General features: G+C 71.4%; 21 protein-coding genes and 1 pseudogene. 13 read left to right on the plus strand and 9 right to left on the minus strand.

Going from position 1 to position 26,658, the window contains the following annotated elements:
• The first annotated feature begins 74 nt into the window (after positions 1-74).
• From ABZ471_RS11905 to ABZ471_RS11920, 4 genes are read left to right on the plus strand one after another with little or no spacing between them, the layout of a single operon-like run.
• Positions 75-839: a DeoR/GlpR family DNA-binding transcription regulator gene (locus ABZ471_RS11905; RefSeq protein ID WP_359065131.1), complete on the plus strand. Its 765-nt coding sequence runs from the start codon at positions 75-77 to the stop codon at positions 837-839.
• Positions 836-2,173: a 6-phospho-beta-glucosidase gene (locus ABZ471_RS11910; RefSeq protein WP_359065133.1), complete on the plus strand. Its 1,338-nt coding sequence runs from the start codon at positions 836-838 to the stop codon at positions 2,171-2,173. The genes ABZ471_RS11905 and ABZ471_RS11910 overlap by 4 nt, the downstream gene beginning before the upstream one ends.
• A 32-nt stretch (positions 2,174-2,205) precedes the next feature.
• Positions 2,206-5,259 (plus strand): glycoside hydrolase family 38 C-terminal domain-containing protein, encoded by a 3,054-nt coding sequence (locus ABZ471_RS11915; RefSeq protein WP_359065135.1) that lies wholly within the window; start codon positions 2,206-2,208, stop codon positions 5,257-5,259.
• A 3-nt stretch (positions 5,260-5,262) separates the two neighbouring features.
• Positions 5,263-6,513 (plus strand): alpha-L-fucosidase, encoded by a 1,251-nt coding sequence (locus tag ABZ471_RS11920; RefSeq protein WP_359065137.1) that lies wholly within the window; start codon positions 5,263-5,265, stop codon positions 6,511-6,513.
• A gap of 253 nt (positions 6,514-6,766) precedes the next feature.
• Here ABZ471_RS11920 and ABZ471_RS11925 read toward each other — a convergent pair whose 3' ends face one another.
• Together ABZ471_RS11925 and ABZ471_RS11930 are read right to left on the minus strand one after the other, a co-directional pair.
• Positions 6,767-8,452, minus strand: coding sequence for a carbohydrate binding domain-containing protein (locus tag ABZ471_RS11925; RefSeq protein WP_359065139.1), 1,686 nt, complete (start codon positions 8,450-8,452; stop codon positions 6,767-6,769).
• Between the two features lie 135 nt (positions 8,453-8,587).
• Positions 8,588-9,721, minus strand: coding sequence for an ATP-grasp domain-containing protein (locus tag ABZ471_RS11930; protein ID WP_359065141.1), 1,134 nt, complete (start codon positions 9,719-9,721; stop codon positions 8,588-8,590).
• A gap of 267 nt (positions 9,722-9,988) precedes the next feature.
• Here ABZ471_RS11930 and ABZ471_RS11935 point away from each other — a divergent pair, with 267 nt between their 5' ends.
• Both ABZ471_RS11935 and ABZ471_RS11940 read left to right on the plus strand, forming a co-directional pair.
• The gene (locus ABZ471_RS11935; RefSeq protein WP_359065143.1) at positions 9,989-10,894 is read left to right on the plus strand and encodes a metallophosphoesterase; all 906 of its coding nucleotides are present in this window, start codon (positions 9,989-9,991) and stop codon (positions 10,892-10,894) included.
• On the plus strand, positions 10,842-11,522 hold the full coding sequence (locus ABZ471_RS11940; protein ID WP_359065145.1) for a 4'-phosphopantetheinyl transferase superfamily protein: 681 nt from the start codon (positions 10,842-10,844) through the stop codon (positions 11,520-11,522). Before ABZ471_RS11935 ends, ABZ471_RS11940 begins: the two co-directional genes overlap by 53 nt.
• A 25-nt stretch (positions 11,523-11,547) precedes the next feature.
• On the opposite strand, the gene ABZ471_RS11945 is transcribed toward ABZ471_RS11940, so the two are convergent.
• From ABZ471_RS11945 to ABZ471_RS11955, 3 genes are all read right to left on the minus strand, one after another.
• Entirely contained in the window at positions 11,548-11,775 is a 228-nt protein-coding gene (locus ABZ471_RS11945) for a hypothetical protein (protein ID WP_359065147.1), read from the minus strand.
• A 297-nt stretch (positions 11,776-12,072) separates the two neighbouring features.
• Positions 12,073-12,618, minus strand: a complete 546-nt coding sequence (locus ABZ471_RS11950) for a toxin-antitoxin system, toxin component (protein WP_359065316.1) — start codon at positions 12,616-12,618, stop codon at positions 12,073-12,075.
• A 32-nt stretch (positions 12,619-12,650) separates the two neighbouring features.
• Complete coding sequence (locus ABZ471_RS11955) at positions 12,651-13,307, minus strand: helix-turn-helix transcriptional regulator (RefSeq protein ID WP_359065149.1); 657 nt, start codon at positions 13,305-13,307, stop codon at positions 12,651-12,653.
• A gap of 238 nt (positions 13,308-13,545) precedes the next feature.
• Here ABZ471_RS11955 and ABZ471_RS11960 point away from each other — a divergent pair, with 238 nt between their 5' ends.
• The 7 genes from ABZ471_RS11960 (at position 13,546) to ABZ471_RS11990 (ending at position 22,512) form a co-directional block, all read left to right on the plus strand.
• Positions 13,546-14,217: a hypothetical protein gene (locus ABZ471_RS11960; RefSeq protein WP_359065151.1), complete on the plus strand. Its 672-nt coding sequence runs from the start codon at positions 13,546-13,548 to the stop codon at positions 14,215-14,217.
• A gap of 101 nt (positions 14,218-14,318) precedes the next feature.
• Entirely contained in the window at positions 14,319-15,317 is a 999-nt protein-coding gene (locus ABZ471_RS11965; RefSeq protein ID WP_359065153.1) for a LacI family DNA-binding transcriptional regulator, read from the plus strand.
• 119 nt (positions 15,318-15,436) lie between these two features.
• Positions 15,437-16,789, plus strand: a complete 1,353-nt coding sequence (locus tag ABZ471_RS11970) for a sugar ABC transporter substrate-binding protein (RefSeq protein WP_359065155.1) — start codon at positions 15,437-15,439, stop codon at positions 16,787-16,789.
• A 5-nt stretch (positions 16,790-16,794) separates the two neighbouring features.
• The gene (locus ABZ471_RS11975; RefSeq protein WP_359065157.1) at positions 16,795-17,748 is read left to right on the plus strand and encodes a sugar ABC transporter permease; all 954 of its coding nucleotides are present in this window, start codon (positions 16,795-16,797) and stop codon (positions 17,746-17,748) included.
• Positions 17,745-18,620 (plus strand): carbohydrate ABC transporter permease, encoded by an 876-nt coding sequence (locus ABZ471_RS11980; RefSeq protein WP_359065159.1) that lies wholly within the window; start codon positions 17,745-17,747, stop codon positions 18,618-18,620. Before ABZ471_RS11975 ends, ABZ471_RS11980 begins: the two co-directional genes overlap by 4 nt.
• Positions 18,621-18,671: 51 nt before the next feature.
• Complete coding sequence (locus ABZ471_RS11985) at positions 18,672-20,279, plus strand: glycoside hydrolase family 13 protein (protein WP_359065161.1); 1,608 nt, start codon at positions 18,672-18,674, stop codon at positions 20,277-20,279.
• Between the two features lie 55 nt (positions 20,280-20,334).
• Positions 20,335-22,512, plus strand: coding sequence for a discoidin domain-containing protein (locus tag ABZ471_RS11990; RefSeq protein WP_359065163.1), 2,178 nt, complete (start codon positions 20,335-20,337; stop codon positions 22,510-22,512).
• 12 nt (positions 22,513-22,524) lie between these two features.
• Here the strand turns inward: ABZ471_RS11990 and ABZ471_RS11995 are convergent.
• From ABZ471_RS11995 to ABZ471_RS12010, 4 genes and pseudogenes are all read right to left on the minus strand, one after another.
• Positions 22,525-22,650 (minus strand): annotated as a pseudogene (locus ABZ471_RS11995) (oxidoreductase); the annotation flags it as partial.
• A 188-nt stretch (positions 22,651-22,838) separates the two neighbouring features.
• Positions 22,839-23,558, minus strand: a complete 720-nt coding sequence (locus ABZ471_RS12000; protein WP_359065165.1) for a hypothetical protein — start codon at positions 23,556-23,558, stop codon at positions 22,839-22,841.
• A 43-nt stretch (positions 23,559-23,601) separates the two neighbouring features.
• Positions 23,602-25,806, minus strand: coding sequence for a M48 family metalloprotease (locus tag ABZ471_RS12005; RefSeq protein WP_359065167.1), 2,205 nt, complete (start codon positions 25,804-25,806; stop codon positions 23,602-23,604).
• Positions 25,803-26,657, minus strand: coding sequence for a hypothetical protein (locus ABZ471_RS12010; RefSeq protein ID WP_359065170.1), 855 nt, complete (start codon positions 26,655-26,657; stop codon positions 25,803-25,805). The genes ABZ471_RS12005 and ABZ471_RS12010 overlap by 4 nt, the downstream gene beginning before the upstream one ends.
• Between the last annotated feature and the right edge of the window lies 1 nt (position 26,658).

Here is a 26,658-nt window from a genome sequence, read left to right on the forward strand (position 1 = left end):
CCTTGCGGGAATGGTCAATAGGTGAGCAGAACTGAGCATGGATTTGATTGAAGGTGACGAGTAGTGTTCATGCCGTGCTGGCAGAACGACGACATCAACTCATCCTGCGGGCCCTTCGCTCCGGCGGGCCCGCGGCCGTCACCGACCTCTCCGGGCAACTGGGCGTGAGTCCCGCGACGATCAGGCGCGACCTGGTCAAACTCGAGGAGGACGGCCTGCTCACCCGGGTCCACGGCGGCGCGGTCGCGGAGGAGGGCGACCAGCCCTTCGCGGAGGTCGCCGAGGTGCGCGTGGCCGAGAAGGACGCCATAGCGGCACGCGCGGCGGCGATGGTCGAGGACGGCCAGTCGGTGCTGCTCGACATCGGCACCACCGCCTACCGGCTCGCCCGCCAGCTGCACGGCCGCCGCCTCACCGTGATCACCAGCAACCTGGTCGTCTACGAGGAACTGGCCGACGACGAGGGCATCGAACTGGTGCTGCTCGGCGGCATGGTCCGCCGCGAGTACCGCTCCCTGGTCGGCTTCCTCACCGAGGACAACCTCCGCCAGCTGCACGCCGACTGGCTCTTCCTCGGGACCAGCGGCGTGCGCCCGGGCGGGCAGGTGATGGACACGACGGTCGTCGAGGTGCCGGTCAAGCGCGCCATGATCAAGGCCGGCGACCGGGTCGTGCTGCTCGCCGACGCGGCGAAGTTCCCGGGTACGGGGATGGCGAGGGTCTGCGGCCCCGAGGACCTGGACGTGGTGGTGACGAACGGGCCGGTCGACCCCGCGACCCGCGCCTGTCTGGAAGAGGCGGGCGTCGAGGTCGTCCTGGCGGGAAAGGTGCAGACGTGAAGCTGACGATTCTGGGCGGCGGCGGATTCCGGGTTCCGCTCGTGTACGGGGCGCTGCTGACGGACCGCGGCGAAGGGCGGGTCACGGAGGTCGTTCTGCAGGATCTGGACGACAGCCGACTGTATGCAGTAACCCGTGTACTGGCTGAACAGGCGTCGACCGTGGACGACGCCCCCCGCGTGACCGCCACGACCGACCTCGACGAGGCCCTGCGCGGCGCCGACTTCGTCTTCTCCGCGATCCGCGTCGGCGGCCTGGAGGGCAGGGCGAACGACGAACGCGTGGCCCTCGCGGAGGGCGTCCTCGGCCAGGAGACCGTCGGCGCGGGCGGCATCGCCTACGGTCTGCGGACGGTCCCGGTCGCCGTCGACATCGCCCGGCGGGTCGCCCGCCTCGCCCCCGACGCCTGGGTCATCAACTTCACCAACCCGGCGGGCCTGGTCACCGAGGCCATGTCCCGGCACCTCGGTGACCGCGTCATCGGCATCTGCGACTCGCCGGTCGGCCTCGGCCGCCGTATCGCCCGGGTGCTCGGCGCGAACCCGAACGAGGCGTGGATCGACTACGTCGGCCTCAACCACCTCGGCTGGGTACGGGGCCTGCACATCGCGGGCCGGGACGAACTGCCGCGCCTGCTCGCCGACCCCGACCTGCTCGGCTCCTTCGAGGAGGGCAAGCTCTTCGGCGTCGACTGGCTCCGGTCACTGGGCGCGGTCCCGAACGAGTACCTGCACTACTACTACTTCAACCGCGAGGCCGTACGCGCCTACCAGGAGGCCGAGAAGACCCGCGGCGCCTTCCTGCGCGACCAGCAGGCCCGGTTCTACGAGGAGGCCCGGCGCGACGGCGTCCGCGCGCTCGACGTCTGGGACCGCACCCGTGCCGAACGCGAGGCGACCTACATGGCCGAGAACCGGGAGACGGCCGGCGCCGGCGACCGCGACGCCGACGACCTCTCCGGCGGCTACGAGAAGGTGGCGCTCGCGCTGATGCGGGCCATCGCCCGGGACGAACGCACCACTCTGATCCTCAACGTCCGCAACCGCAGCGCGCTGTCCGTGCTGGACTCCGAGGCCGTCATCGAGGTCCCCTGCCTGGTCGACGCCAACGGCGCTCACCCCGTCGCCGTCGATCCGCTGCCCGGCCACGCCACCGGCCTGGTGTGCGCGGTCAAGGCCGTCGAGCGCGAGGTGCTCGCCGCCGCCGAGTCCGGTTCGCGCACGACGGCCGTGAAGGCCTTCGCGCTGCACCCGTTGGTCGACTCCGTCAACGTGGCCCGCAGGCTGGTCGAGGGCTACACCGAGGTCCATCCCGGCCTGGCCTATCTTGGGTAAGCGCTTTCCCTCTTCGCTCCCTGGAGACTTCCATGCATGACGAACGCCGCCGGATCGAGGAGCGCGTCGAGCGTCTCCACCACCAGCGCATCAGGCCCGCGATCTACGCGTCCACCGTGCCCTTCGAGGTGGCGGCCTGGCAGGCCCCGGGCGAGCCGGTCTCCTTCGAGGAGGCCGCGGCCGCGCCGTACGAGCCCTTCGCGACGGGCACCCCGTGGGGGCCGCCCTGGGGCACGACCTGGTTCAGGATGCGCGGCCAGGTGCCCGCCGAGTTCGCGGGCAGGCGCGTCGAGGCCGTCATCGACCTCGGTTTCGTGGGCGACTGGCCCGGCAACCAGGCCGAGGCGCTGGTGCACCTGACCGACGGGACGCCGCTGAAGGCGGTCAACCCGCTCAACCAGTACGTCCCGATCGCACACCCGGCCGCGGGCGGCGAGCCGGTCGACTACCTGGTCGAGGCCGCCTCCAACCCCGACATCCTCGCCAACGACTTCGCGGGCCCGACCTCGCTCGGCGATGTACTGACGGCAGGCGACCGTCCACTGTATACATTCCGCCGTGCCGACATCGCCGTCCTCGACGAGGAGGTCTGGCACCTCGACCTCGACGTCCAGGTGCTGCGCGAACTGATGCTGGAGCTGGGCGAGCACGATCCGCGCCGGCACGAGATCATGCACGCCCTCGACCGGGCCATGGACCTCCTCGACCTGGACGACATCTCCGGCTCGGCGGCCGCCGTGCGCGAGGCGCTGAAGCCGGTGCTCGCCAGGCCCGCGCACGCGAGCGCGCACCGCATCTCCGGCGTCGGCCACGCGCACATCGACTCGGCCTGGCTGTGGCCGATCCGCGAGACCAAGCGCAAGACGGCCCGCACCTTCTCGAACGTGACCTCTCTGGCCGACGAGTACGAGGAGTTCGTCTTCGCCTGCTCCCAGGCCCAGCAGTACGAGTGGGTGCGCGACAACCACCCGCACGTGTGGGCCCGCATCCGGGAGTCGGTGAAGAGGGGCCAGTGGGTGCCTGTGGGCGGCATGTGGGTGGAGGCCGACGGCAACCTGCCCGGCGGCGAGGCGATCGCCCGCCAGCTGATCCACGGCAAGCGGTTCTTCATCGAGCACTTCGGCATCGAGACCAAGGGCATGTGGCTGCCGGACTCCTTCGGCTACACCGCCGCCTACCCGCAGCTCGCCAGGCTCGCAGGCAACGAGTGGTTCCTCACCCAGAAGATCTCCTGGAACCAGACCAACAGGTTCCCCCACCACACCTTCTGGTGGGAGGGCATCGACGGCACCCGCATCTTCACCCACTTCCCGCCGGTCGACACCTACAACGCCCGCTTCAGCGGCGAGGAGATGTCCCGCGCGGTGCGCAACTACCGGGAGAAGGGCGGCGCCGCGCGTTCCCTCGCCCCCTTCGGCTGGGGCGACGGCGGTGGCGGACCCACCCGCGAGATCATGGAGAGGGCCCGGCGCCTCAGGGACCTGGAGGGTTCCCCGAAGGTCGAGATCGAACACCCCGACGCGTTCTTCGCCAAGGCCCGCGCCGAGTACCCGGACGCCCCGGTCTGGGTCGGCGAGCTGTACCTGGAGCTGCACCGCGCCACCTACACCTCCCAGGCTCGCACCAAGCAGGGCAACCGGCGCAGCGAACACCGGCTGCGCGAGGCCGAGTTGTGGGCGACGACGGCCGCGCTGCACGCGCCGGGCTACACCTACCCGTACGAGAAGCTCGACCGCCTGTGGAAGACGGTGCTGCTGCACCAGTTCCACGACATCCTGCCCGGCTCGTCGATCGCCTGGGTGCATCGCGAGGCGGAGGCCGAATACGCCCGCGTGGCGGGCGAGTTGGAGGAGCTGACCGCCGACGCGGTGGCCGCGCTCGGTGCCGGCGGGGCGCGGGTGTTCAACACGAGTCCCTACGGCCGCGCCGAGGTGGTCCGCACGCCCGAGGGTGCACCGGTCTACGTGGAGGTGCCCGCGGGCGGGAGCGCGCCGCTGGCGTCCGCCGAGCCGCCGCAGCCGGTGACGGTCGACGGGCGGGTGCTGGACAACGGCCTGGTGCGTGTACAGGTGGCAGAAGACGGCACACTGTCGTCTGTATACGATCTACGGGCGAACCGCGAAGTCCTGGCCGAGCCCGGCAACCTGCTGCGCCTGCACACGGACCTCCCCAACTACTGGGACGCCTGGGACATCGACAAGCACTACAGGAACCGGTACACGGACCTCCTGGACGCCGAGTCCGTCACCGTCGTCGAAGACGACCCGCTCGTCGGCGCGATCCGTGTCACGCGCGCCTTCGGCAAGGGCTCGCGGATCATCCAGACGATCACCGTCCGCGCGGGCAGCCCCCGCATCGACATCGAGACGGACCTCGACTGGCACGAGGCCGAGAAGATCCTCAAGGCCGTCTTCCCGGTGGACATCCGCGCCCCGCACTCCTCGGCCGAGATCCAGTTCGGGCACGTACAGCGCCCCACCCACACCAACACCAGCTGGGAGGCGGCCCGCTTCGAGGTCTCCGGTCACCGCTGGGTGCACATCGGCGAACCCGGCTACGGCGTCGCGGTCGTCAACGACTCGACGTACGGGCACGACGTCTCCCGCACGGTCCGTGAGGACGGCGGTACGACCACCACGGTCGGCCTCAGCCTGGTGCGCGCCCCCCGCGTCCCGGACCCGGGCGCCGACCAGGGCCGGCACCGCTTCACCTACTCCCTCCTGCCCGGCGCGGACCTCGCGGACGCGGTCGCCGAGGGCTACGCGCTGAACCTCCCGCTGCGGGTGGCCGAGGCGGCGGGCGAGCCGGAGCCGGTGGTCTCGGTGGACGGCGAGGGCGTGACCGTCGAGGCGGTCAAGCTCGCCGACGACCGCTCGGGTGATGTCGTCGTACGGCTGTACGAGTCCCGGGGCGGCCGGGCGAGCGGTGTTCTGCGCACCGGGTTCCCGCTCGCCGGCGGCCAGGTCACCGACCTGCTGGAGCGGCCGCTCGAGGATGCGGCCGTGCAGGCCGACGGCGGGGTCCGCGTCGCGCTCCGGCCCTTCCAGATCCTGACCCTGCGGCTGCGGCGCGCCGAGGTGGACTGACCCATGACCATGCAACCCTGGTTCACCGACGCCAAGTTGGGGATCTTCGTCCACTGGGGCATCTACGCCGTCGACGGCGTCCAGGAGTCCTGGTCGTTCTACGACGACGTCGTGCCCTACGACCGGTACATGTCCCAGCTGGACCGCTTCACGGCCGCGCGCTACGACCCCCGTGAGTGGGCGGCCCTGTTCGCCCGCGCGGGCGCCCGGTACGCCGTCCTGACCAGCCGGCACCACGACGGCGTCGCCCTGTGGGACACCGCGCACGGCGACCTCGGCCTGGGCCGCGACTTCCTCGGCCCGTACGCCGCCGCCCTGCGCGAACAGGGCCTCAAGGTCGGCTTCTACTACTCGCACTCCGACTGGAGCCACCCCGACTACGCCTCCACACGCCGGCCGGGGCGGCCGCCGGAGCAGGAGGACAACCGGTACTCCGAGGTCGCGGCCGAGTTCGAGGACCTGGACGCCTGGGAACGGTTCCTCGCCTACCGGGACGGCCAGATCCGGGAGCTGGCCTCCCGCTACCGGCCCGACCTGATGTGGTTCGACGGCGAGTGGGACCGCAGCGAGGAGCAGTGGCGCATCCGCGAACTCGCCGCGCTGATCCGCTCGTACGCGCCCGATGTCGTCTTCAACGCCCGCATGCTCGGCGAGGGCGACTACGCGACGCCCGAGCAGGGCACTCCCGTCGTACCGCCCGAGGGCCCCTGGGAGCTGTGCCTGACGGTCAACGACTCCTGGGGCTTCCAGCACCACGACCACAACCACAAGTCGGTCGACCAGCTGATCCGGTACTTCACGGAGACCATCGGCGGCGGGGGCAACCTGCTGCTCGACGTCGGCCCGAGGGAGGACGGGACCATCCCGGCCGAGCAGGCCGAGCGCCTCGAAGGGCTCGGCGACTGGATCCGCAGGCACGCTCAGGCCGTGTACGGGACCGTGCGGGGGCTGCCTGCCGGGCACCACTACGGCCCCAGCACCCTGTCCGCGGACCGCCGCACCCTGTACCTGGTCCTGTTCGACGTGCCGCGCGCCGAGATCAACGTACGCGGGCTGCTCGGGAAGGTGCGCCGGGTCACCGTGCTCGGCAGTGGCAGGGAACTGGCCCACCGGGTCACCGGCGGTCTGCACGAGACGCCCGGGGTGCTGTGGATCGAGCCGCCCGCCGCGGCCGACCTCGACCCGCACGCCACGGTGCTCGCGGTGGAACTGGACGGTGAACTCGAGCTGTACCGGGGCGCGGGCCGTTTCTGACGCCGCCGGACCCGCTCCCGCCGAGGCAGGTGTGCATCGGGTCGGCCGGTCGCTCCCCGTGACCGCGGCCGGCCGACCCGATCCCCCGTTCCCCCGTCGGTGCTTCCCCCGTTGGTGCGTCCCCCGTCGTGCTTCCCCCGTTTTCCGTGTTCCTGATATGAAGAGCGGCCAGGTCGCCCGCTGATACACCCCGGGCGGAAAAAGAATCCCCCGGCCCTGAAGCCGGGGGATTCCGGTCGCGCCGGTGCCTCGCTCAGCCGGTGAAGCCGGCCGTGATCGAGGTGAACTGCCAGGTGCTCTGGCTGATGCCGGAGCAGTTGCTCACCACGCCGCCGCCGGGGCACGGCCGGTCGCGGTTGACGGCCCAGTAGGCGAGCCGGGCGATGTGGTGCGCGTTCGCCCAGTCGCGGATCTGGGTCCAGATCGCCGGGGTGGTGTTCTCCTGCTGGTCGGACAGGCCGTTCATGCCGGAGATGCCGATGTGGGAGTAGGCGGTCGCGTCGTCCCAGCCGAAGGTGGACTTCAGCTTGTTCTTCAGGCCCTCGGCCGCGTTCACCGTGTTGCCGTACATGTCCGAGCCGCCGCCGAAGTCGAACGGCATGATCGTGAAGACGTCGATGTTCGCGCCGAGCGACTGCGCCTGCTCGATGAGCCGGTTGCCGTAGTACGTCGGACCGGTGGTGGACGTCCCGAAGGTGACGATGGTCTTCAGGCCGGGGTTGTTGGCCTTGACCGTCTTCAGGGCGGTGAGGATCTTCGCCTGCACGGCCTCGTTCTCGAACTCGTCCGTGTTCTCGATGTCCATGTCGATCGCCTTGAGCGAGTAGGCGTCGATCACCCTCTGCAGGGCCCCGGCCAGCGCGCTCGACGAGGAGCAGTTGGCGCCGAGCTTGCTGCCCTGCCAGCCGCCGAACGACGGGACGATGTCACCGCCCGCCGAACGGATCTGGTTGATGGCACTCTGGTCGACCCCGCCGGTCAGCGCCCGACTGCCGTCCCAGGCGGGGGTGCAGCCGCCGGAGTCCAGCACGAACGCCATCGTGAACCACTTGATGCCGGTCGCGCTCATCACCGTGCTCGGGCTCGGCGGGTCGCCCCAGCCCTCGTACAGGTACGGCGCGGCCTGTTTGAAGCCGGTGCCGCCGCCGCTGCCCGCGTCCGTGGTGACGGAGACGGAGTTGGATGCCGCGGAGGTGTTCCCGGCCGCGTCCCGTGCCTTGACCGTGAAGGTGTACGCCGTGCTCGGTGACAGTCCGCTGACCGTGGCGGACGTACCGGAGACGCTGAGGACCTGGCTGGTGCCGCTGTAGATGTCGTACGCCGTCACGCCCACGTTGTCCGAGGCGGCGTTCCACTGGAGCGACACGCTGGAGGAGGTCTTGCCGGTGGAGGTGAGCCCGCCGGGCGCGGTCGGCGCCTGGGTGTCCCCGCCGCCTCCGCCGCCCGGGCCGTCCAGGCTGATGTCGTCGGCGTCGTAGGAGCCCTGCGCGTACCAGCCGTGCACATAGATGGTGGCGCTGGTCTGCGAGGCGCCGGTGGTGAAGGAGACGCTGAGCTGGCTGTAGGCCGAGGGGGACGTCGTCCAGGTGGAGGCGCCGCCGTTGACGCCGAGATAGACGTAACTGCCGCGGACCCAGCCGCTCAGCGAGTACGTCGTGTTCGGCTGGACCGCGACCGTCTGGCTGCACTGCGCATTGTCGCTCGACGTCACGGCGCCCTGCAGAGCCTTGGAGCCGCCGTGCACGGGGGAGGAGACGACCGAACCGAGGTTGCCGGTGCAGGTCCAGGGGGAGAGACTGCCCGATTCGAAGCCGGGGTTGGTGAGGATGTTGGCCGCCTGGGCGGTGCCCGGCAGCGCGATGGCCCCGCCGAGCGCGAGGGCGGCGGTGCCGAGCAGAGCGAGGAGCCGGCGTCTGTGACGCCCGGGTGTGTGGCGCACGCGATCTCCCTGTGGGGAATGGGGTGTTCGGGAGTGCAGGGGGAGTGCGGGAATGCGCCCACCAAGTTGGTATGGACCAATCGAGGTGTCAAGAGGATGCGCCGAGATTGGTCCAGACCGGTGTGGCTGTCGAGACTATGCGGGGGCGATGGCGGCGGCGCCCGCCTCCGTGGTGACCGCGGCAGCGGGCGCGGGCACCGCCGGCAGCAGAACCTCTGCCTCCTCGACGCGTTGCTGCGGCAGGGACACCGCCCGCAACGGACGCGGCCCCGACACCACCGTGTAGTCCTGCCCCAGGAACGGCGGCTCGATCACCCCCGGGTCCTCGCCCAGCGCCAACTGCACCGCGGCCCACGGCGCGTTCACCCCGCAGAGCGACAGCTGGTGCAGGCCCCCGGCGGGCCTCGTGTTGACGTCCATGAGCACCGGGCGGTCGCCGAGCATCCGGAACTGGATGTTGGACAGGTGGTGCAGCCCGAAGCCCTCCGCGATCAGCCGGGCCGGCTCCAGCCACTGCTCGTGCAGCGTGAAGCCCCGACGGCGGCCGTTCTTGGTCCGGCCCACGGCCAGCCGGAGGCGGTTGTCCGGACCGGTCAGGCAGTCGACGGACACCTCCGGCTGCTCCAGGCGCGGCATCACCAGCCAGTCCACCGGCTCCTCGGCCTGCCTCAGCGCCTCGACGACCAGATCCAGCTGGACGTACGGGCCGGGGAAGCCGCTGAGGTGCAGGAGCGAGAAGGGGGCGCGGGTGATCACACGGAAGCCCACCCCGCCCGCACCGGCGGCCGGCTTGAAGCAGGCTCGGTGCCCGGCGGCCTCCAACTCCTCGACGGCGGCGACGAGTTCGTCCGCCGTGCGCACCCGCCACCACGGCGGCACCGGCACACCGACCGAGCGGACCGCCTCGTACGCGGTCGCCTTGTCCTCGAACACGGCCACCGCCTCGCGCGTCGGCGCCAGCAGCGCCGTACCCACGGCCCGGAAGTCGACGCGGTGCGCGACGATCGCCCTCTGGTGCAGCCGGGGCACGAACACGTCGATGCCGCGCCGTGCGCACTGGTCCAGGGCGTATTCGACGTAGGCGGCCGGGGACAGGCCCTCCGGCTCCAGGTCGGCGGTGTCGGCGGCGGCCAGCACGGGGGAGTCGGCGTCCCCGTGCGTGGCATGGATCTCGACCGCCCGGTCGCTGGGATTTCTCCGCAGCTGATCCATGAAGAACACGTTCTCCGCGTACGTGCGGTTGAGCCAGACGCGTACGCGAGAGGGCATGCAGGCCGCCTTTCAGGGTTTTCGGGCAGGGCTCAGCGGCCCGTGCCCGGGCAGGAGGGAGGAAGGGACACCAAACGGCCCTGTGCGAAGGGGGATTAGGGGCGTCGGCGTTGGGGCGATCATACGGCTTTCAAGAGCCCGTGCGTGCAACGCGGATGTTACGGATTTCCCCGGGCTGTCCAGGGCCACCCGGCACGGGGTGGCCCTTGTCCGCCGGTCGGTGAGTGTGTTGTTGTGGTGTCGACGGGAAGATCGGAAGGGGCGCGCGTGGAGTCGACGGCCGGGGCCGGACAGCTGCTGGCCATCAGCGACCTGCACGTCTCCTATGCGGACAACCGCGCGCTCGTCGAGCGGATGCGCCCGCGCACGGACGACGACTGGCTGATCGTGGCCGGGGACGTCGCGGAGACCGTGGCGGACATCCGCTGGGCCCTCGGCACACTCGCGGACCGCTTCCGCAAGGTCCTGTGGGCGCCCGGCAACCACGACCTGTGGACCCATCCGAAGGACACCGTCACCCTGCGCGGAGTCGCCCGCTACGAGCACCTCGTCGACGTGTGCCGTGAACTGGGGGTGACCACGCCCGAGGACCCGTACCCGGTGTGGCACGGCCCCGGCGGTCCGGTCGTCGTCGCCCCGCTGTTCCTGCTGTACGACTACTCCTTCCTGCCGGCCGGCTGCGCCACCAAGGAGGAGGGGCTGGCCTACGCGCACAGCACCGGCATCGTCTGCAACGACGAGTACCTGCTGCACCCCGACCCCTACCCGACGCGCGAGGACTGGTGCCGCGCCCGGGTCGCCGAGACCGAGCGCAGACTCGCCGACCTGCCCGCCGACCTGCCCACCGTCCTCGCGGGCCACTATCCGCTCGACCGGCACCCGATGGACGTGCTGTGGCACCCGGAGTTCGCCATGTGGTGCGGCACCGGCCTGACCGCCGACTGGCACCGCCGGTTCCGCGTCGAGACCATGGTCTACGGACATCTGCACATCCCGCGGACCACCTGGCACGAGGGTGTCCGCTTCGAAGAGGTGTCCGTGGGATACCCCCGCGAATGGCGCAAGCGCCCGGTCCCCCCGGGGCAGCTGCGCCGCATCCTGCCGATGGAGGTCGGACCCGGTGATCGAGGAGCTGCTCCCGAAGTCGGCGGTGGCCGTGGAAGCGTTCGGTGACCAGGAGACCGACGAAGCCGCGCTGTACCCGCAGGAGCAGCAGCTCGTGGCACGGGCGGTGGCCAAGCGCCGCCGGGAGTTCACGGCGGTACGGGTCTGTGCCCGGCGCGCCATGGAGAAGCTCGGTGTGCCGCCGCAGCCGGTACTGACCGGCGAGCGCGGCGCCCCCGACTGGCCGGACGGGCTGACCGGCAGCATGACCCACTGCGACGGCTACCGCGCCGCCGCCCTGGTCCGCGCCGCGGACCTGGCCTCCCTCGGGATCGACGGAGAATCGCACGCACCGCTCCCGGACGGCGTCTTCGACACCATCGCCCTGCCCGCCGAGCAGCACCGGCAGCGCACGCTCTGCGCCGACCTGCCCGACGTCCACTGGGACCGGCTGCTGTTCAGCGCCAAGGAGTCCGTCTACAAGGCGTGGTTTCCGCTCACCCGCGCCTGGCTGGACTTCTCCGAGGCCGACATCGAGCTGGTCCCCGAACCGGGGCCCGGCACGCGCGGCCGTTTCCACGCCCGGCTCCTCGTCCCCGGGCCGGTCGTGGACGGCGTACGACTGGACGCCTTCGAAGGCAGCTGGCTGGTCGGGAGCGGTCTGGTGCTGACGGCGGTGGCCGTCCCGCACCACTGAGCGGGACGGCCAGGGGCTCCCGGGCTCACTGCTGCGGGCACCAGTGGCGCAGCAGCCGGAAGAACTCCTCCTCGTTGCCCGCGAGTCCCGCCCGCGCCAGCGCCCGCTCCGCCTCGGCCAGCACGGTGGGCGGCACGACGACGGGGCGCCCCCCGTCCGGTGGTCCGTCGAACGCGGCGCGCACGGTCTGCAACAGCCGCAGATAGGCCTGGACGGCGGTGCGCTCACGGTCGGTCAGTACGGCGGTGTGCATCGATCGGCTCTCCCCGGTTCGGCATCACGGTCACACGCCCTGCGGCGCTGTGCACCGCGACGTACGGCGCACGCATCCAGCTTGCCGTCCGCCACTGACAACGCCGTTCGGCTTCGTGCGGGTTCGCCCGCTCAGCGGAACGGAGCGCCACCGGAACACCCTGGACGCAGGTCCGGCCCCCCGGCCCCCCGGCCTCGGGGCCGGTCGGCGCTGCGGGGGCCCGGGCGCCGGTCCAGTCATCCCTTGCAGTTGCGGGCGCCGGTCCGTTCGGCCTTGCGGTCCCGGCTCCCGGTCCGGTCAGCCCTGCGGTCCGGGATACCCCAGGGACGCCTCGATGCGGCCCGCCACGTCGTCGCGTCGGCCGATGCCGCGCGGGGCCGAACCGGTCAGCCAGGTACGGCACTTGCTGGCGAGGAGCAGGCCGAAGGTCTCGGCCTCGCGTTCCTCGGCCTGGTCGAAGCGGGTGCGGGCGGCGACCCGCAGGACCGTGGCCTGCAGCGCGGCCTCGTCGGTGTCGTCGCTCAGCAGGCGCGTGGCGACGCCGACGCCGGCACCGTCGAGCTGGTGGCCGCAGTGGTCGGCCTGCATGTGCCACAGCTCGTGGCCCAGGATCACCAACTGGTGCTGGGGCGCGGTGCGTTCCTCCACCACGACCAGGTCGCGGTCGGCCATGTCCAGCCACAGCCCGCTGGCCGTACCGGGCGGGAAGACGGCCGTACGGAAGTGCACGGGGCGGCCGCGGCGGCGGCTCATCGCCTCGCACAGCGCGCGGTACAGCTCGTGCGGCGGGGCAGGCGCGGGCAGCGTGAGTTCCCCGACCAGCTCGGCGCACAGCCGGCGCATGTCCCTGCCGATGCCCACAGTCCTCCCCAGGTTCACGACTCGGGCCGCTTGACGCTCTCCAGGAGCATGTCGAGCCACTCCGCGACCTTGTCCCGGTGCTGGTCGGTGGGCAGTTGCGCGGCCCGCCAGGCGATCCCGCGCACCCCGTGGTCCTGCAGCAGCCGCTCCAGCGGATCGTCAGCCGCCTCGGCCGCGGCCCGCTCCCGGTCGGCGAGCTTCTGCAGCAGCTCCTGCTCGGTGCGCTGCAGTGCGCCCGCCAGCGCCTCCGGGTCCTCCGCCGTGAGGAAGCCCGCGTGCACGCGGAAGAACCGCTGCAGGGCGTCGCAGTGCTCCATGGTGGGCCGGCGGTCGCCGTTGATGAGCGCGCCGGCCTGCTGCCGTGACATGCTCGCGCCGTCGGCGATCTCCTGCTGGGTGTACTTGCGGCCGCCCGGCTTCAGCCGGGTGCGGCGCAGCAGGTCCAGGCGCTGCAGGAAACGGGCCTGGACGTCCGGTTCGCCCGCCGGACGGCCGCTGAGCAGGGCCTTGACCACCGGATCCGGGACACCGCAGGCGACACGGAGGCGCCCTACGTCGAAGACCTCGGCGTGCGGCACGCCGAGCCGGTCGGCGAGTGCGGTGACGCGGGCGACGACGGCCGGCAGCTGAGCGGTCTCCGTGGCGCCCGGATCCTCGTAGCCATCCGTCACCGACAGAACTCCTACGTCTCTCGAGGGCTTGAGATGCGCGGTGCTTCTCACAAGCGGTTGTCGTGAACTTCCCGGAGAGTAGCGGGTGCTTCGAACTCACATCCAGGTCTCGCCACAACTGTGGCGGATTTCAGCCGTCAACCGGCATGGAATGCCACGATAGTTGACATGGCCCCCGCCGGGCAGCAGGATCGCTTCGCCGCGTGAAGGCCGCAGAGGCAAGAGGGGTGACCTCCCGATGGCACATCAGGCAGGAGGGCAGTGGCCGGCGCCGCGGCCCGTCCCCGAGGGCTGTGACACCCAGGCGTATCTCCAGGACTACGCCACACTTCTGGAGGCCGTCACCTTCCCGTCCCTGGTCGTCGACCACCGCTGGAACGTCGTCATGGCCAACGGTGCGTTCGGGACACTCTTCCGCGGCGCGCGTCCTCACCCGACGGCCATGCCCGAGCAGAACCTCCTCCGGTTCGTCCTCTTCCACCCCGATGCCGGCGAGATCCTCGGCGAGCACGAGGCGGGCTGGTGCCTGCCGATGCTGGCCCACTTCAAGACCGCGATCGAGCGGTACGGCCACGATCACGAACTGCAGGCCGTCCGCCGGGACATCGCCCAGGACCCGATCATGGAGGCCGCCTACCGGCAGGGCCTGCCGCACTGGATCCGCGCCGTCGGCGAGGCCGGGACACGACTCGACGGCGCCGTGCGCCTCCTGTTCCACCCCGACCCGCGCCGGGGTCCGACCGAGTGCCGGATCGTCGACGAGACGCCCGCGACCCTCCGGGAGATCGGCTGCACCCGTCTGACGATGGTCCTGCGCGACGCCCGCCGCCCGGCCGGGGCCTCGCGCCGCACGCGCCGGCCGCGCGGCGCGGGCGCGCATCTGACGGTCGTCCCGGCGCACGAGGGCTGACCCGGCTCCGTCGGCGTTCAGGTCGCCGACGGGGCCGGGCCGGAAAGCCCCTGTCCTCGTCTACGCAAATGACTTGCGTTACTTGCGCTAGTCTTGCGTGCATGACGCGACGACTTGCGGAAGTGGCGAAGAAGGTCGGGGTCAGCGAGGCCACGGTCAGCCGGGTGCTCAACGGCAAGCCCGGAGTCTCCGAAGCCACCCGGCGGGCGGTCCTGACGGCCCTCGACGTTCTCGGCTACGAGCGCCCCACCCAGCTGCGCGGCGAACGAGCCCGGCTCGTCGGCCTGGTCCTGCCGGAGCTGCAGAACCCCATCTTCCCGGCGTTCGCCGAGGTCATCGGCGGCGCACTCGCCCAGCTGGGGCTCACCCCGGTGCTGTGCACACAGACCAGGGGCGGGGTCTCCGAGGCGGACTACGTGGAGCTGCTGCTGCAGCAGCAGGTCTCCGGCGTCGTCTTCGCCGGCGGCCTGTACGCACAGGCCGACGCCCCGCACGACCACTACCGGCTGCTCGCCGACCGCAACATCCCCGTGGTGCTGGTCAACGCGGCCATCGAGCACCTGGGCTTCCCGGGCGTGTCCTGTGACGACGCCGTGGCCGTCGAGCAGGCCTGGCGGCACCTGGCCTCCCTCGGCCACGAGCGGATCGGCCTGGTCCTCGGCCCCGGCGACCACGTCCCCTCGGCCCGCAAACTGGCCGCCGCCCGCGCCTTCGCCCCCGACCTGCCGGACGAGTGCGTCGCCCGGGCCATCTTCTCCATCGAGGGCGGTCACGCGGCCGCCGCACGGCTGATCGACCGGGGCGTCACCGGCATCATCTGCGCCAGCGACCCCCTCGCCCTGGGTGCGATCCGGGCCGCCCGCCGCAAGGGGTACGACGTCCCCGGGCGGATCTCCGTCGTGGGCTACGACGACTCCGCCTTCATGAACTGCACCGAACCCCCGCTGACCACCGTCCGCCAGCCCATCGAGGCCATGGGCCGCGCGGCCGTGGAACTGCTGAACGTACAGATCGGGGGCGCCGCCGTACCCGCCGAGGAGCTGCTGTTCGAGCCCGAACTGGTGGTGCGCGGCTCCACCGCGCAAGCCCCGCGCGACTGAGATCCAGAAGCTTCGACTCCCTGTTCAATAATTGCAGATTCTGCGCGACATCTTGCGACCAGGTGTCGTCGGTGCTTGAGTGTGCGGCGCCCACCGCTCCCGCCTTGAGGGGTCCACCGATGAGAAGCACCGGGTTCCGCCGTACCCTCGCCGCGATCGGCGTCTGTTCCTCCCTCGCCCTCACCGCGTCCGCCTGCGGGTCGGGCGGCGACGACACGGCGAGCGGCAAGACCCGCATCACGGTCAACTGCGAGCCGCCCAGGAGCGCCGAGGTCGACCGGCGGTTCTTCGAGGAGGACATCGCCTCCTTCGAGAAGCAGAACCCGGACATCGACGTCGTCGCGCACGACGCCTTCCCCTGCCAGGACCCGAAGACCTTCGACGCCAAGCTCGCCGGCGGGCAGATGGAGGACGTCTTCTACACGTACTTCACCGACGCCCGGCACGTCGTCGACATCAACCAGGCGGCCGACCTCACGCCGTACCTCAAGGACCTGAAGAGCTACGACACCATCCAGAAGCAGCTGCGGGACATCTACACCGTGGACGGGAAGGTCTACGGTATACCGCGTACCGGATACAGCATGGGGTTGATCTACAACCGCACACTCTTCGAAAAGGCCGGCCTCGACCCCGACAAGCCCCCGGCGACCTGGGACGAGGTCCGGGCAGACGCCAAGAAGATCGCCGCCCTCGGCAACGGAACCGTCGGGTACGCCGACTACAGCGCACAGAACCAGGGCGGCTGGCACTTCACCGCCGAGCTGTACGCGCAGGGCGGCGACGTCGTCAGCGCCGACGGCAGGAAGGCCACCGTCGACACCCCCGAGGGCCACGCCGTCCTGCAGAACCTGCACGACATGCGGTGGACCGACGACTCGATGGGCAGCAAGCAGCTCCTGATCATCAACGACGTGCAGCAGATGATGGGTTCGGGCAAGCTCGGCATGTACCTCGGCGCCCCCGACAACATCCCGATCCTGGTCAAGGAGAAGGGCGGCGACTACAAAGACCTCGCCCTCGCGCCCATGCCCGGCGGCAAGGGCACCCTCATCGGCGGCGACGGCTACATGTTCAACAAGAAGGACACGCCCGCCCAGATCCGCGCCGGCCTGCAGTGGCTCGACCACATGTTCCTCACCCCGGGCACGGGCTTCCTCGGCGACTACGCCCGCGCCAAGAAGAACGACGCCCCCGTGGGACTGCCCGAGCCGCGCCTGTTCACCGGCGCCGCCGACGCCAAGGACCAGCAGGCCAAGAAGGCCGACGCCAACGTTCCGGTGGAGAACTACCAGGCCTTCCTCGACGGCAACCAGCAGCTCCGGATGAAGATCGAGCCGCCGAACGCCCAGCAGATCTACTCCGTCCTCGACGGCGTCGTCTCCGCCGTCCTCACCGAGAAGGACGCGGACATCGACCAACTCCTCGAGGACGCGTCCGGCAAGATCGACAGCATTCTGGCCCGGAGCTGACCGCCATGACGAAGACGGCCGAACGGCGCCCGGTCGAGGAGGCCGCCGTCCATCCCGTCCAGGCGCCGCCCCCGGCAGGGGACCGGGGACGGCGCCGCCTGGCCGACCAGGCCCGCGCCTACGCGTTCCTCCTCGGCGGCCTGATCTGTTTCGCGCTCTTCTCCTGGTATCCGGCGATCCGCGCGGTCGTCATCGCCTTCCAGAAGTACACGCCCGGCTCCTCGCCCGAGTGGGTCGGCACCGCCAACTTCACCCGCGTCCTGCACGACCCCGAGTTCACCGCGGCCTGGCGCAACACCCTCACCTTCACCCTGCTCGCCCTGCTGATCGGCTTCGCCGTCCCCTTCGTCCTCGCCCTCGTCCTCAACGAACTGAGGCACGCGAAGGCGTTCTTCCGGGTCGTGGTCTACCTGCCGGTGATGATCCCGCCCGTGGTCAGCGCCCTGCTGTGGAAGTGGTTCTACGACCCCGGATCCGGCCTCGCCAACGAGGCGCTGCGCTTCCTGCACCTGCCCACCTCGAACTGGTCCAACGGCACCGACACCGCGCTCGTCTCGCTGGTGATCGTGGCCACCTGGGCCAACATGGGCGGCACCGTCCTCATCTACCTCGCCGCCCTGCAGTCCATCCCCGGCGAGCTGTACGAGGCCGCCGAACTGGACGGCGCCAACCTGCTCCAGCGCGTCCGGCACGTGACGGTCCCGCAGACCCGGTTCGTCATCCTGATGCTGATGCTCCTTCAGATCATCGCCACGATGCAGGTGTTCACCGAACCGTTCGTGATCACGGGCGGCGGACCGGAGAACGCCACGGTCACCGTCCTCTACCTCATCTACAAGTACGCCTTCCTCTACAACGACTTCGGCGGTGCCTGCGCGCTCAGCGTGATGCTCCTCGTCCTGCTCGGCGCCTTCTCAGCCGTCTACCTGCGGCTCACCCGCTCCGAGGGGGACGCATGAGCACCCGGACCCTGATCTCTCCGGCCACGCTCGCCCGGCCCCGCGGCAAGGTCCTCTACTGGACCGTGTTCACCGGCGTCGTCCTGCTCTTCGCGCTCGCCTTCCTCTTCCCGGTCTACTGGATGGCGACCGGCGCGATGAAGTCCCCGGACGAGGTCGCCCGGACCCCGCCGACCCTGATCCCGAAGCACTGGCACACCGACGGCTACACCGACGCCTGGAACCTGATGCAGCTGCCGCGGCACCTGTGGAACACGGTGGTGCAGGCGGCCGGAGCCTGGGCGTTCCAGCTGGTGTTCTGCACGGCCGCCGCCTACGCCCTGTCCAGGCTGCGGCCCGCCTTCGGCAAGGTGATCCTCGGCGGCATCCTCGCCACCCTGATGGTCCCCGCACAGGCGCTGGTCGTCCCCAAGTACCTGACCGCCGCCGACCTCCCGCTGGTCCACACCAGCCTGCTCAACGACCCCCTCGGCATCTGGCTGCCGGCCGTCGCCAACGCCTTCAACCTGTACCTGCTGAAGCGGTTCTTCGACCAGTTGCCGCGCGACGTCCTGGAGGCCGCCGAGATCGACGGTGCCGGCAAGCTGCGCATCCTGTGGTCGGTCGTGCTGCCCATGTCCCGGCCGGTCCTCGGCGTGGTGTCGATCTTCGCGCTGGTCGGGGTGTGGCAGGACTTCCTGTGGCCGCTGATGGTCTTCTCCGACACCGAGAGACAGCCGATCAGCGTGGCCCTGGTCCAGCTGTCGCAGAACATCCAGCTCACCGTGCTCGTCGCCGCGATGGTGATCGCCAGCATCCCGATGGTGGCGCTGTTCCTCGTCTTCCAGCGGCACATCATCGCCGGGATCAGCGCGGGCAGCACCAAGGGCTGACGCCGACGCCCCGTCTGCAGAAGACGTCCCGTCTACAGAAAGGGAAGCCCAGTGGGACAGCCCACCCATGCCCCGAAGGACCCTGGCTGGTGGCGCTCGGCCGTCATCTACCAGGTGTACGTCCGCAGCTTCGCGGACGGCGACGGCGACGGCACCGGCGACCTCGCGGGAGTCCGCGCGAAACTGCCGTATCTCGCCGAACTCGGCGTGGACGCCCTGTGGTTCAACCCCTGGTACCTCTCGCCCATGAAGGACGGCGGCTACGACGTCGCCGACTACCGTGCCGTCGATCCGGCCTTCGGCACCCTCGCCGAGGCCGAGAAACTCATCTCCGAGGCGCGCGAACTGGGCATCCGCACGATCGTCGACATCGTGCCCAACCACGTCTCCGACCAGCACCCCTGGTTCCGGGCGGCCCTCGCCGCCGGACCGGGCAGCCCCGAGCGCGAGCTGTTCCACTTCCGGCCCGGACGCGGAGCCGACGGCGAACTCCCGCCCAACGACTGGCCGTCGCAGTTCGTCGGCTCCACCGAACCGGTGTGGACCCGGCTCCCCGACGGAGACTGGTACCTGCACCTGTTCACCCCCGAGCAGCCCGACCTCAACTGGGCCCACCCGGCCGTCCGTCAGGAGCACGAGGACATCCTGCGCTTCTGGTTCGAACGCGGCGTCGCCGGCGTGCGCATCGACTCGGCGGCCCTGCTCGCCAAGGACCCGGACCTGCCCGATCTGGCCACCCGTCCGGAGCCGCACCCGTTCGTCGACCGCGACGAACTCCACGACATCTACCGCTCCTGGCGGTCCGTCGCCGACGCCTACGACGGTGTGTTCGTCGGCGAGGTCTGGCTCCCCGACCCGGAACGCTTCGCCCGCTACCTGCGCCCCGACGAACTCCACACCGCCTTCAACTTCTCCTTCCTGTCCTGCCCCTGGGACGCCGGACGGCTGCGCGCCGCCATCGACAGCACCCTCGCCGAGCACGCCCCCGTCGGCGCCCCGGCCACCTGGGTGCTCTGCAACCACGACGTGACCCGGACCGTCACCCGCTACGGCCGTGCGGACACCGGCTTCGACTTCGCCACCAAGGCGTTCGGCACCCCGACGGACCTGGCGCTCGGCACCCGCCGGGCACGGGCGGCGGCGCTGCTGTCGCTGGCGCTGCCCGGGGCGGTGTACCTGTACCAAGGGGAGGAGCTGGGGCTGCCGGAGGCCGAGATCCCGGTCGACCGCATACAGGATCCGATGTACTTCCGATCGCATGGTGTCGACCCGGGCCGTGACGGCTGCCGGGTGCCGCTGCCCTGGGCGGCCGACGCGCCGTATGCGGGATTCGGTTCGCACGAGGAGCCGTGGCTGCCGCAGCCGGTCGACTGGACATCGTATGCGGTCGACCGGCAGCAGCAGAACGCATACTCCATGCTGACCCTCTACCGCGAGGCCATCGCCACCCGTCCGGTCTTCCGCGACGGCCCCCTGATCTGGCTCCCCGCCCCCGAGGGCGTGCTCGCCTTCTCCCGTGCGGAGCACGTGACCTGCATGGTGAACCTCGCCGCCGCCCCGGCCGAACTGCCCGCGCACTCCCGACTCCTGCTGAGCAGCGGCCCGTTGGACGACGCGGGCCGGCTGCCGCAGGACACGGCGGCCTGGCTGCGTGCCTGAGCCGCATCCGCACCTCTTGCTGTCCCACGTACCCCCACCACGAAGGGATCGGCACATGCACACCAGCACCGTCCGACATGTCAGGCACATGCCATCCATCGGGGCGGTAGTCGCCCTCGCCGCCGGCATGCTCGTCGCCGTGGCCCCCGCCGCCCACGCGGCTTCGGGCGCCACGCTCCCCTTCACCTCCGTCGAGGCCGAGTCGGCGAGCACCACCGGCACGAAGATCGGCCCCGACTACACGCAGGGCACCCTCGCCTCGGAGGCCTCCGGACGGCAGGCCGTACGGCTCGCCTCCGGGCAGCGCGTGGAGTTCACGGTGCCGCGTGCATCCAATGCCGTGAATGTTGCATACAGTGTCCCGGACGGTCAGTCCGGTTCGCTCAGCGTGTACGTCAACGGCACCAAGCTGGCCAAGACGCTCCTGGTGACCTCCAAGTACTCCTACGTCGACACCGGCTGGATCCCGGGTGCGAAGACCCACCACTTCTTCGACAACGCCCGGCTGCTGCTGGGGCAGACCGTCCAGGCGGGTGACAAGATCGCCTTCGAGCCGACGGGTACCCAGGTCACCGTGGACGTCGCCGACTTCGAACAGGTCGCGGGGGCCGCCTCCCAGCCCGCCGGATCGGTGTCGGTGGTGTCCAAGGGCGCCGACCCGAGCGGCAACGGCGACTCCACCCAGGCCTTCCGGGACGCCATCGCCGCCGCCCAGGGCGGAGTCGTGTGGATCCCGCAGGGCGACTACCGCATCACCTCCTCGCTCAGCGGTGTGCAGAACGTGACGCTGCAGGGCGCGGGCAGCTGGTACTCGGTCGTGCACACCTCCCGGTTCATCGACCAGTCCAGCTCCTCCGGAGGCGTGCACATCAAGGACTTCGCGGTGATCGGCGAGGTCACCGAGCGCGTCGACTCCAGCCCGGACAACTTCGTCAACGGATCCCTCGGCCCGAACTCGTCCGTCTCCGGCATGTGGATCCAGCACATGAAGGTCGGGCTGTGGCTGATGGGCAACAACGACAACCTGGTGGTGGAGAACAACCGCATCCTCGACACCACCGCCGACGGCCTCAACCTCAACGGCACCGCCAAGGGCGTCCGCGTCAGCAACAACTTCCTGCGCAACCAGGGCGACGACGCGCTCGCCATGTGGTCGCTCTACTCACCCGACACGAACTCCAGCTTCGAGAACAACACGATCTCGCAGCCCAACCTCGCCAACGGCATCGCCGTCTACGGCGGCACCGACATCGCGGTGAAGAACAACCTGATCTCCGACACCAACGCCCTCGGCAGCGGCATCGCGATCTCCAACCAGAAGTTCCTCGACCCCTTCTCCCCGCTGTCCGGCACCATCACGGTCGACGGCAACACGCTGGTGCGCGCCGGCGCGATGAACCCCAACTGGAACCATCCGATGGGGGCGCTGCGCGTCGACTCCTACGACAGCGCGATCAACGCGACGGTGAACATCACCAACACGATGATCACCGACAGCCCCTACAGCGCCTTCGAGTTCGTCTCCGGGGGCGGGCAGGGGTACCCGGTCAGGAACGTCAACGTGACGGGTGCGACCGTGCGGAACACCGGGACGGTCGTGGTCCAGGCCGAGGCGCAGGGCGCGGCCGCCTTCCGTGACGTCACCGCCACCCAGGTCGGCGCCGCCGGCATCTACAACTGCCCCTATCCGGCGAACTCCGGCTCCTTCGCGCTCACCGACGGCGGCGGCAACTCCGGCTGGTCCAGCACCTGGTCGGACTGCTCCACCTGGCCCCGGCCGGGCCAGGGCAACCCCGACCCCGACCCGGCCCGCAACCTGGCCAAGGGCCGCCCGGCCACCGCGACCGGTTCGCAGGACGTGTACACGCCGGGCAAGGCGGTCGACGGCGACCCGAACAGTTACTGGGAGTCCACCAACAACGCCTTCCCGCAGTCCTGGACGGTCGACCTCGGCTCCACCTACGCGGTCCGCCGCCTCGTGCTGAAGCTGCCCCCGTCCTCGGCCTGGGGTGCCCGTACCCAGACCATCACGGTACTCGGCAGCACCGACGGTTCGAACTACTCCACGGCCGTCGGCGCACAGGGCTACCGCTTCGACCCGGCCACCGGCAACACGGCCACGGTCGCCCTGCCCGGCAGCACCGATCTGCGCTACCTCCGCCTGACCGTCGGCGCCAACACGGGCTGGCCGGCGGGACAGTTCAGTGAAGTGGAGGCGTACCTGACGTCCTGAGCCGGGACCGCGTCACAGGTCCGGCACCAGGCGGTCGCCCCGGCACCGGGACACGCAGATCATCATCGTGTCGCCCGCTGCCCGTTCCTCCTCCGTGAGGGCCGGGTCCCGGTGCCCCGGGGCGCCGTCCGGGACGTCCATGAGCAGGCCGTAGTCGGCGTCGGGGTCGGCTCCATGAGGTCTTCGGTCAATCGCCTGGTCAGGTCGTCCTGCCGGAACGGTTCGGGTGCCGGTGGAGGGGCGTCCGAAGCGGAGCGTCTGCCGGAGCCCCGTCCGAGATCAGCGCCGGCCGACTCGGGCTCCTCGCAGCTCAGTTGCAACTGGGGTCAGGGGATGCGGGACGCGGCGGTACGGGCCAGGGCCAGCGTGCGGGAGCGCTCGGGTGCCGTGGGGCTGCCCGCGTCACTGATCACGAGCAGGGTCTTCTCGACGACCACCAGGACCAGGGTCTCCTGGACGGTGAACGTTCCGGTGGTCGCGGTGACCGTGGCGTGCCACGAGGCGCCCCCGATCCCCGCCGAGCCGCGCGGCACCACGCGCTCCGTGCCGGTGGCGCCGTCGCTCCAGCCGATGGAGAACTCGGCGCAGCCGGACAGCGCACCCACCGCCTGTTCCAGGTCCTGCTGTGCCCCGGTCCCCGGCAGTCGGCGCAGTACCTGCTGGAGGAACGGTCCGCTCCGACTCCGGGCGAAGGTGACCCGGGCCTCCACCGCGCCGGGGCGGGTACCGGGAAAGGACTCCAGTGCGTTCAGTGCGGTGACGCATCCGGGACGGTCGGAGCGCGTCGGGGGCTCGTTCCGCAGCACTGTCTTCACATAGCCGGCCGGTAACTGGGCGGTGGTGAGGAGCGCCGTGGAAAGGTCGGCCGCGGTACCGGGGGAGGGCAGGGGCGCCTGCGTCGGCTCCACGGTGTCCGGCCGGTCGCGTTCACTGTCGCAGCCGGCGAGGGCCGCACCCGCCGGCAGCGCGAGCATCGCCAGCACGACCGGCAGGGCGGCGAGCCGACGTCGGCCGGCGCCGGACGTCGCCGCGGATCTCGGGCTCACGGGTGCCTCCTCGGACGGCGGGCGGATCGTCGGGCACGGCCGGTCAGCGGCCGTAGCGGAAGTACAGGTCGCAGCGCAGGACGGAGGCGACCAGCGCGTGCTCGTCCAGGGGCCCCGACCCGTCGCGCAGCAGGACGGCGGAGGCGGCCCGCAGCACGGTGTCGTCGGGACCGCCGAGCAACTCGGCCGTATCGGCGCGGTGTTGGGGGTCGGACCAGACGGCGGTACCGCCCAGGGACAACGCACGGCAGACGAGGGCGGTGTCCGTCCTCATGGCGTCCGTCCGCTCCTCCTCGGGCGGCAGCAACGGGAGTTGCTCCAGGGGTACGGTCCGGTCACCGCTGCCGGAGGCGGGGGCGTCCGGGGCGTCCGGTGAGTCCGTCGGCGTCGTCGGAGTCGTCGGCGCCGCAGACGTCGTCGCGTCGTCGGAGGAGTGCGCGGCCGGTGCTGTGGCCGGTGCCGTGGCCGGTCCGCCGCCGAATGCCGCCCATCCTGCCCCGGCCGTGATCAGGACCGCGGCGGCAGCCGGCAGGACCAAGGACCGCAGTCCCCCGGTGCCGCTCTGCCCCGGACGCCTCGGGCCGCGGGCGGCGGCCGCCGGTACCAGTGCGCCGACGACGGTCGTCAGCATCCCCGTCACCCACCAGGGCGTGTCGACCACCGCCCACCGGATGTCAGGGGCGGCACCGGCCGCCGTCAGCCGGGCGAACAGGAACCAACTGCTCAGCGGCACGGCCAGCAGGACCCCGGACAGTCCGACGGCCGCCGCGCAGGGGGCTGCCGAACGGGAACCGTCCACCGTGGCCCCCAGGGCTCTGGCGAGGGAGGTGGTCCAGAGGGCGAACAGCGCCCCGCCGGCCACGAGCGCCGCCCCCAGGGCCAGCGTCTGCCCGCGCGGCACATGGGTCAGGGAGAGCGCCGTGGCCAGCCCGTCCGCCGTGCCGGTGTCCCGTACCCAGTCACCGGCCGCCCGCCCGGCGAGCTGGCTGCCCAGGAGCACACCGAGACCGAGCGCGGCTCCGGCCCGCGCCGCGCGCCGGCCGGACGCGTCACGGTGTCCGACGGCGACTGCCCGCCACCACGCCACGGTCACCACCCCGGCGACGACCCAGCCGGTCAGCAATCCGGCCACCATGTAGGCGAGTCGGGTGTGCTCGGGCATCAGGGCGGCCACCAGTAGCGACAGGTCGGTGAACACCAGGCCTGCGGCGAGCCCGGTGGTGAGGCACTCCGGGGACGACAGGCCCCAGGACCGCGCCGGATCGGCGAGCACGGTCAGGCGGTCCGCGGGTGTGGGATGCGTGGCAAGGCCCAGGGACCGTACGAGGTGCTCGACGCGGCGCGGCGGGAGGGCCGAGCCGATGTGGGCGGCGGTGGCGCCCCGGGGTGCGTCCGGATCCGCCGACGCGGCGAGGTCGGCGTCGTACTCCCGCACGCGCAGCACGGCGCACAGGGTGAGCAGTACGACGGCCAGGACGACCGCCATCCGCACCAGCAGACCGGCACCCAGCAGTCCGGGCTCGCGGGCCAGCGCGACTCCCATCGGCAGGGTGACACCGAGAAGCAGGAGCCACCAGGCCGCGACGGCCAACTGCACCCGGCCCACGTCCCGCAGGCGCAGATGGGCCAGTTCATGACGGAACATCGCGTCCACGCGCCGGTCGGGCAGGCTGAAGACGTGGGAGTCGGCGACGATCAGGGGCCGGCGGACGGTGCCCGATGCGCGCGCCCGGACCCCGACGCGCCGGCCGCGCACCCACAGCACCGGCCGGGGCCGTTCTCCTAGGGGCGCGACGGCGGTCAGGCGGTGGGCGAGCGGTGAGGAGTGGTCCGGTGTCGCCCGCCACCGCCACAGGCTCAGCCGGCGTCCGGCGGCCCGGCACAGCACGGCGAGGGCCAGCAGGGCGAGCGGCCCGCACACCACCACCGCCGACTGCGCCAGCCGTACGTCGTTGACACATCCGGTGAATCGGGTGAGCACCTCGTCCGGGGCTGCGTCGGAGGAGGGCAGGCAGGCGAGTTGGGCGTCCGGCCAGTTGCCGCGGCCCAGGACCAGCCACCACCAGGTGGCGAACGAGGCGCCGGCGCCGGCCACGAGGACCAGCAGGGCCAGCCGGGTGGTGGTCGGCATCGGCAGCGGGCTGGACACCAGTGCACGGGCGACGTCGCTCCGTTCGGCGATGTCGGTGGTGGCCCCGTGGGAGGTGCTGGAGGAGGGCGGGCCGGCCTCGCCCGGCGCGGCGCTCACGACACCGACGGGTTCGCCGCCGCCGCGTCCCCGGCTTCCGGCCTCAGCCCTGCCCCGGCTTCGTCTCCGGCTTCCGGCCTCAGCCGCGCCCTGGCCTGGTCGCTGGGCCTGGCCTCGTTCGACGCCCTGGCCTCGTCGCTCGGCCTGGCTTCGTCGGCCGCCCCGGAACCGTCGCTCGCCCTTGCCTCGTCGCCCGCCCCGGCGGTCGGCGTCCGCGGGGCCGGAGCGGTGCGGGGCTCAGGTTCCGCGAGTGCATCCGGGTCCGGGGCCGGCTCCGGCCCCAACTCCTGTCGAGGTCCCGTGTCACGGGCCGCGGCTGCTGCCGACCCGTCGGTCATCGGTCGCCGTGTCGTGTACCCGGTGTCCGGTGACTCGTCGCTCTGCGGCCCTGCGTTCCCGCGTACCACGGCCACGACGATGATCTGCGCGCAGGTTTCGGCCCGGGGCGCGGACAGGCCGGCGGTACGGCCCTGGGCGATGGCCCAGTCCGCGAGTTCCTGGCGTGTCACCTCGGAGAGTTCCGGGACGGGCGACGTCAGCGCGGCGCGCCTGCCCTCGGTGTCGGCCCCGCGCCGGTGTCGCCACCAGCGCTTCAGCCGGGTGCCGCCCGCCTGGATGCGCCCGGAGGCGAGGTCGGCGAGTACCTGCGAGACCACCGCCACCAGGACCGGCAGCACCACCGCGGACTCGAAGCCGATGCCCAGCGGGTCCCCGGCCGGCCGGTGCAGGCGCTGCGGGGGATGGGGCCGGGCCAGGTACGCCCGGCAGGTCGCGTCCAGCTTCTCCAGTTCGTCCGGAGCGACGCGGCGGACCACGTCGCGCAGGACATCCTGGCCCGTGCGGTGGTACATG

The sequence above is a fragment of the Streptomyces sp. NPDC005728 genome (genome assembly GCF_040630895.1).
GTDB lineage: Bacteria > Actinomycetota > Actinomycetes > Streptomycetales > Streptomycetaceae > Streptomyces.

Excerpts from the sequence above, each read along its gene's own strand:
- ABZ471_RS11915 (WP_359065135.1), top strand. The coding sequence starts at position 2,206 with ATGCATGACGAACGCCGCCGGATCGAGGAGCGCGTCGAGCGTCTCCAC.
- ABZ471_RS11920 (WP_359065137.1), top strand. The coding sequence starts at position 5,263 with ATGACCATGCAACCCTGGTTCACCGACGCCAAGTTGGGGATCTTCGTC.
- ABZ471_RS11930 (WP_359065141.1), bottom strand. The coding sequence starts at position 9,721 with ATGCCCTCTCGCGTACGCGTCTGGCTCAACCGCACGTACGCGGAGAAC.
- ABZ471_RS11945 (WP_359065147.1), bottom strand. The coding sequence starts at position 11,775 with ATGCACACCGCCGTACTGACCGACCGTGAGCGCACCGCCGTCCAGGCC.
- ABZ471_RS11950 (WP_359065316.1), bottom strand. The coding sequence starts at position 12,618 with ATGCGCCGGCTGTGCGCCGAGCTGGTCGGGGAACTCACGCTGCCCGCG.
- ABZ471_RS11960 (WP_359065151.1), top strand. The coding sequence starts at position 13,546 with ATGGCACATCAGGCAGGAGGGCAGTGGCCGGCGCCGCGGCCCGTCCCC.
- ABZ471_RS11965 (WP_359065153.1), top strand. The coding sequence starts at position 14,319 with ATGACGCGACGACTTGCGGAAGTGGCGAAGAAGGTCGGGGTCAGCGAG.
- ABZ471_RS11970 (WP_359065155.1), top strand. The coding sequence starts at position 15,437 with ATGAGAAGCACCGGGTTCCGCCGTACCCTCGCCGCGATCGGCGTCTGT.
- ABZ471_RS11975 (WP_359065157.1), top strand. The coding sequence starts at position 16,795 with ATGACGAAGACGGCCGAACGGCGCCCGGTCGAGGAGGCCGCCGTCCAT.
- ABZ471_RS11980 (WP_359065159.1), top strand. The coding sequence starts at position 17,745 with ATGAGCACCCGGACCCTGATCTCTCCGGCCACGCTCGCCCGGCCCCGC.
- ABZ471_RS11990 (WP_359065163.1), top strand. The coding sequence starts at position 20,335 with ATGCACACCAGCACCGTCCGACATGTCAGGCACATGCCATCCATCGGG.
- ABZ471_RS12010 (WP_359065170.1), bottom strand. The coding sequence starts at position 26,657 with ATGTACCACCGCACGGGCCAGGATGTCCTGCGCGACGTGGTCCGCCGC.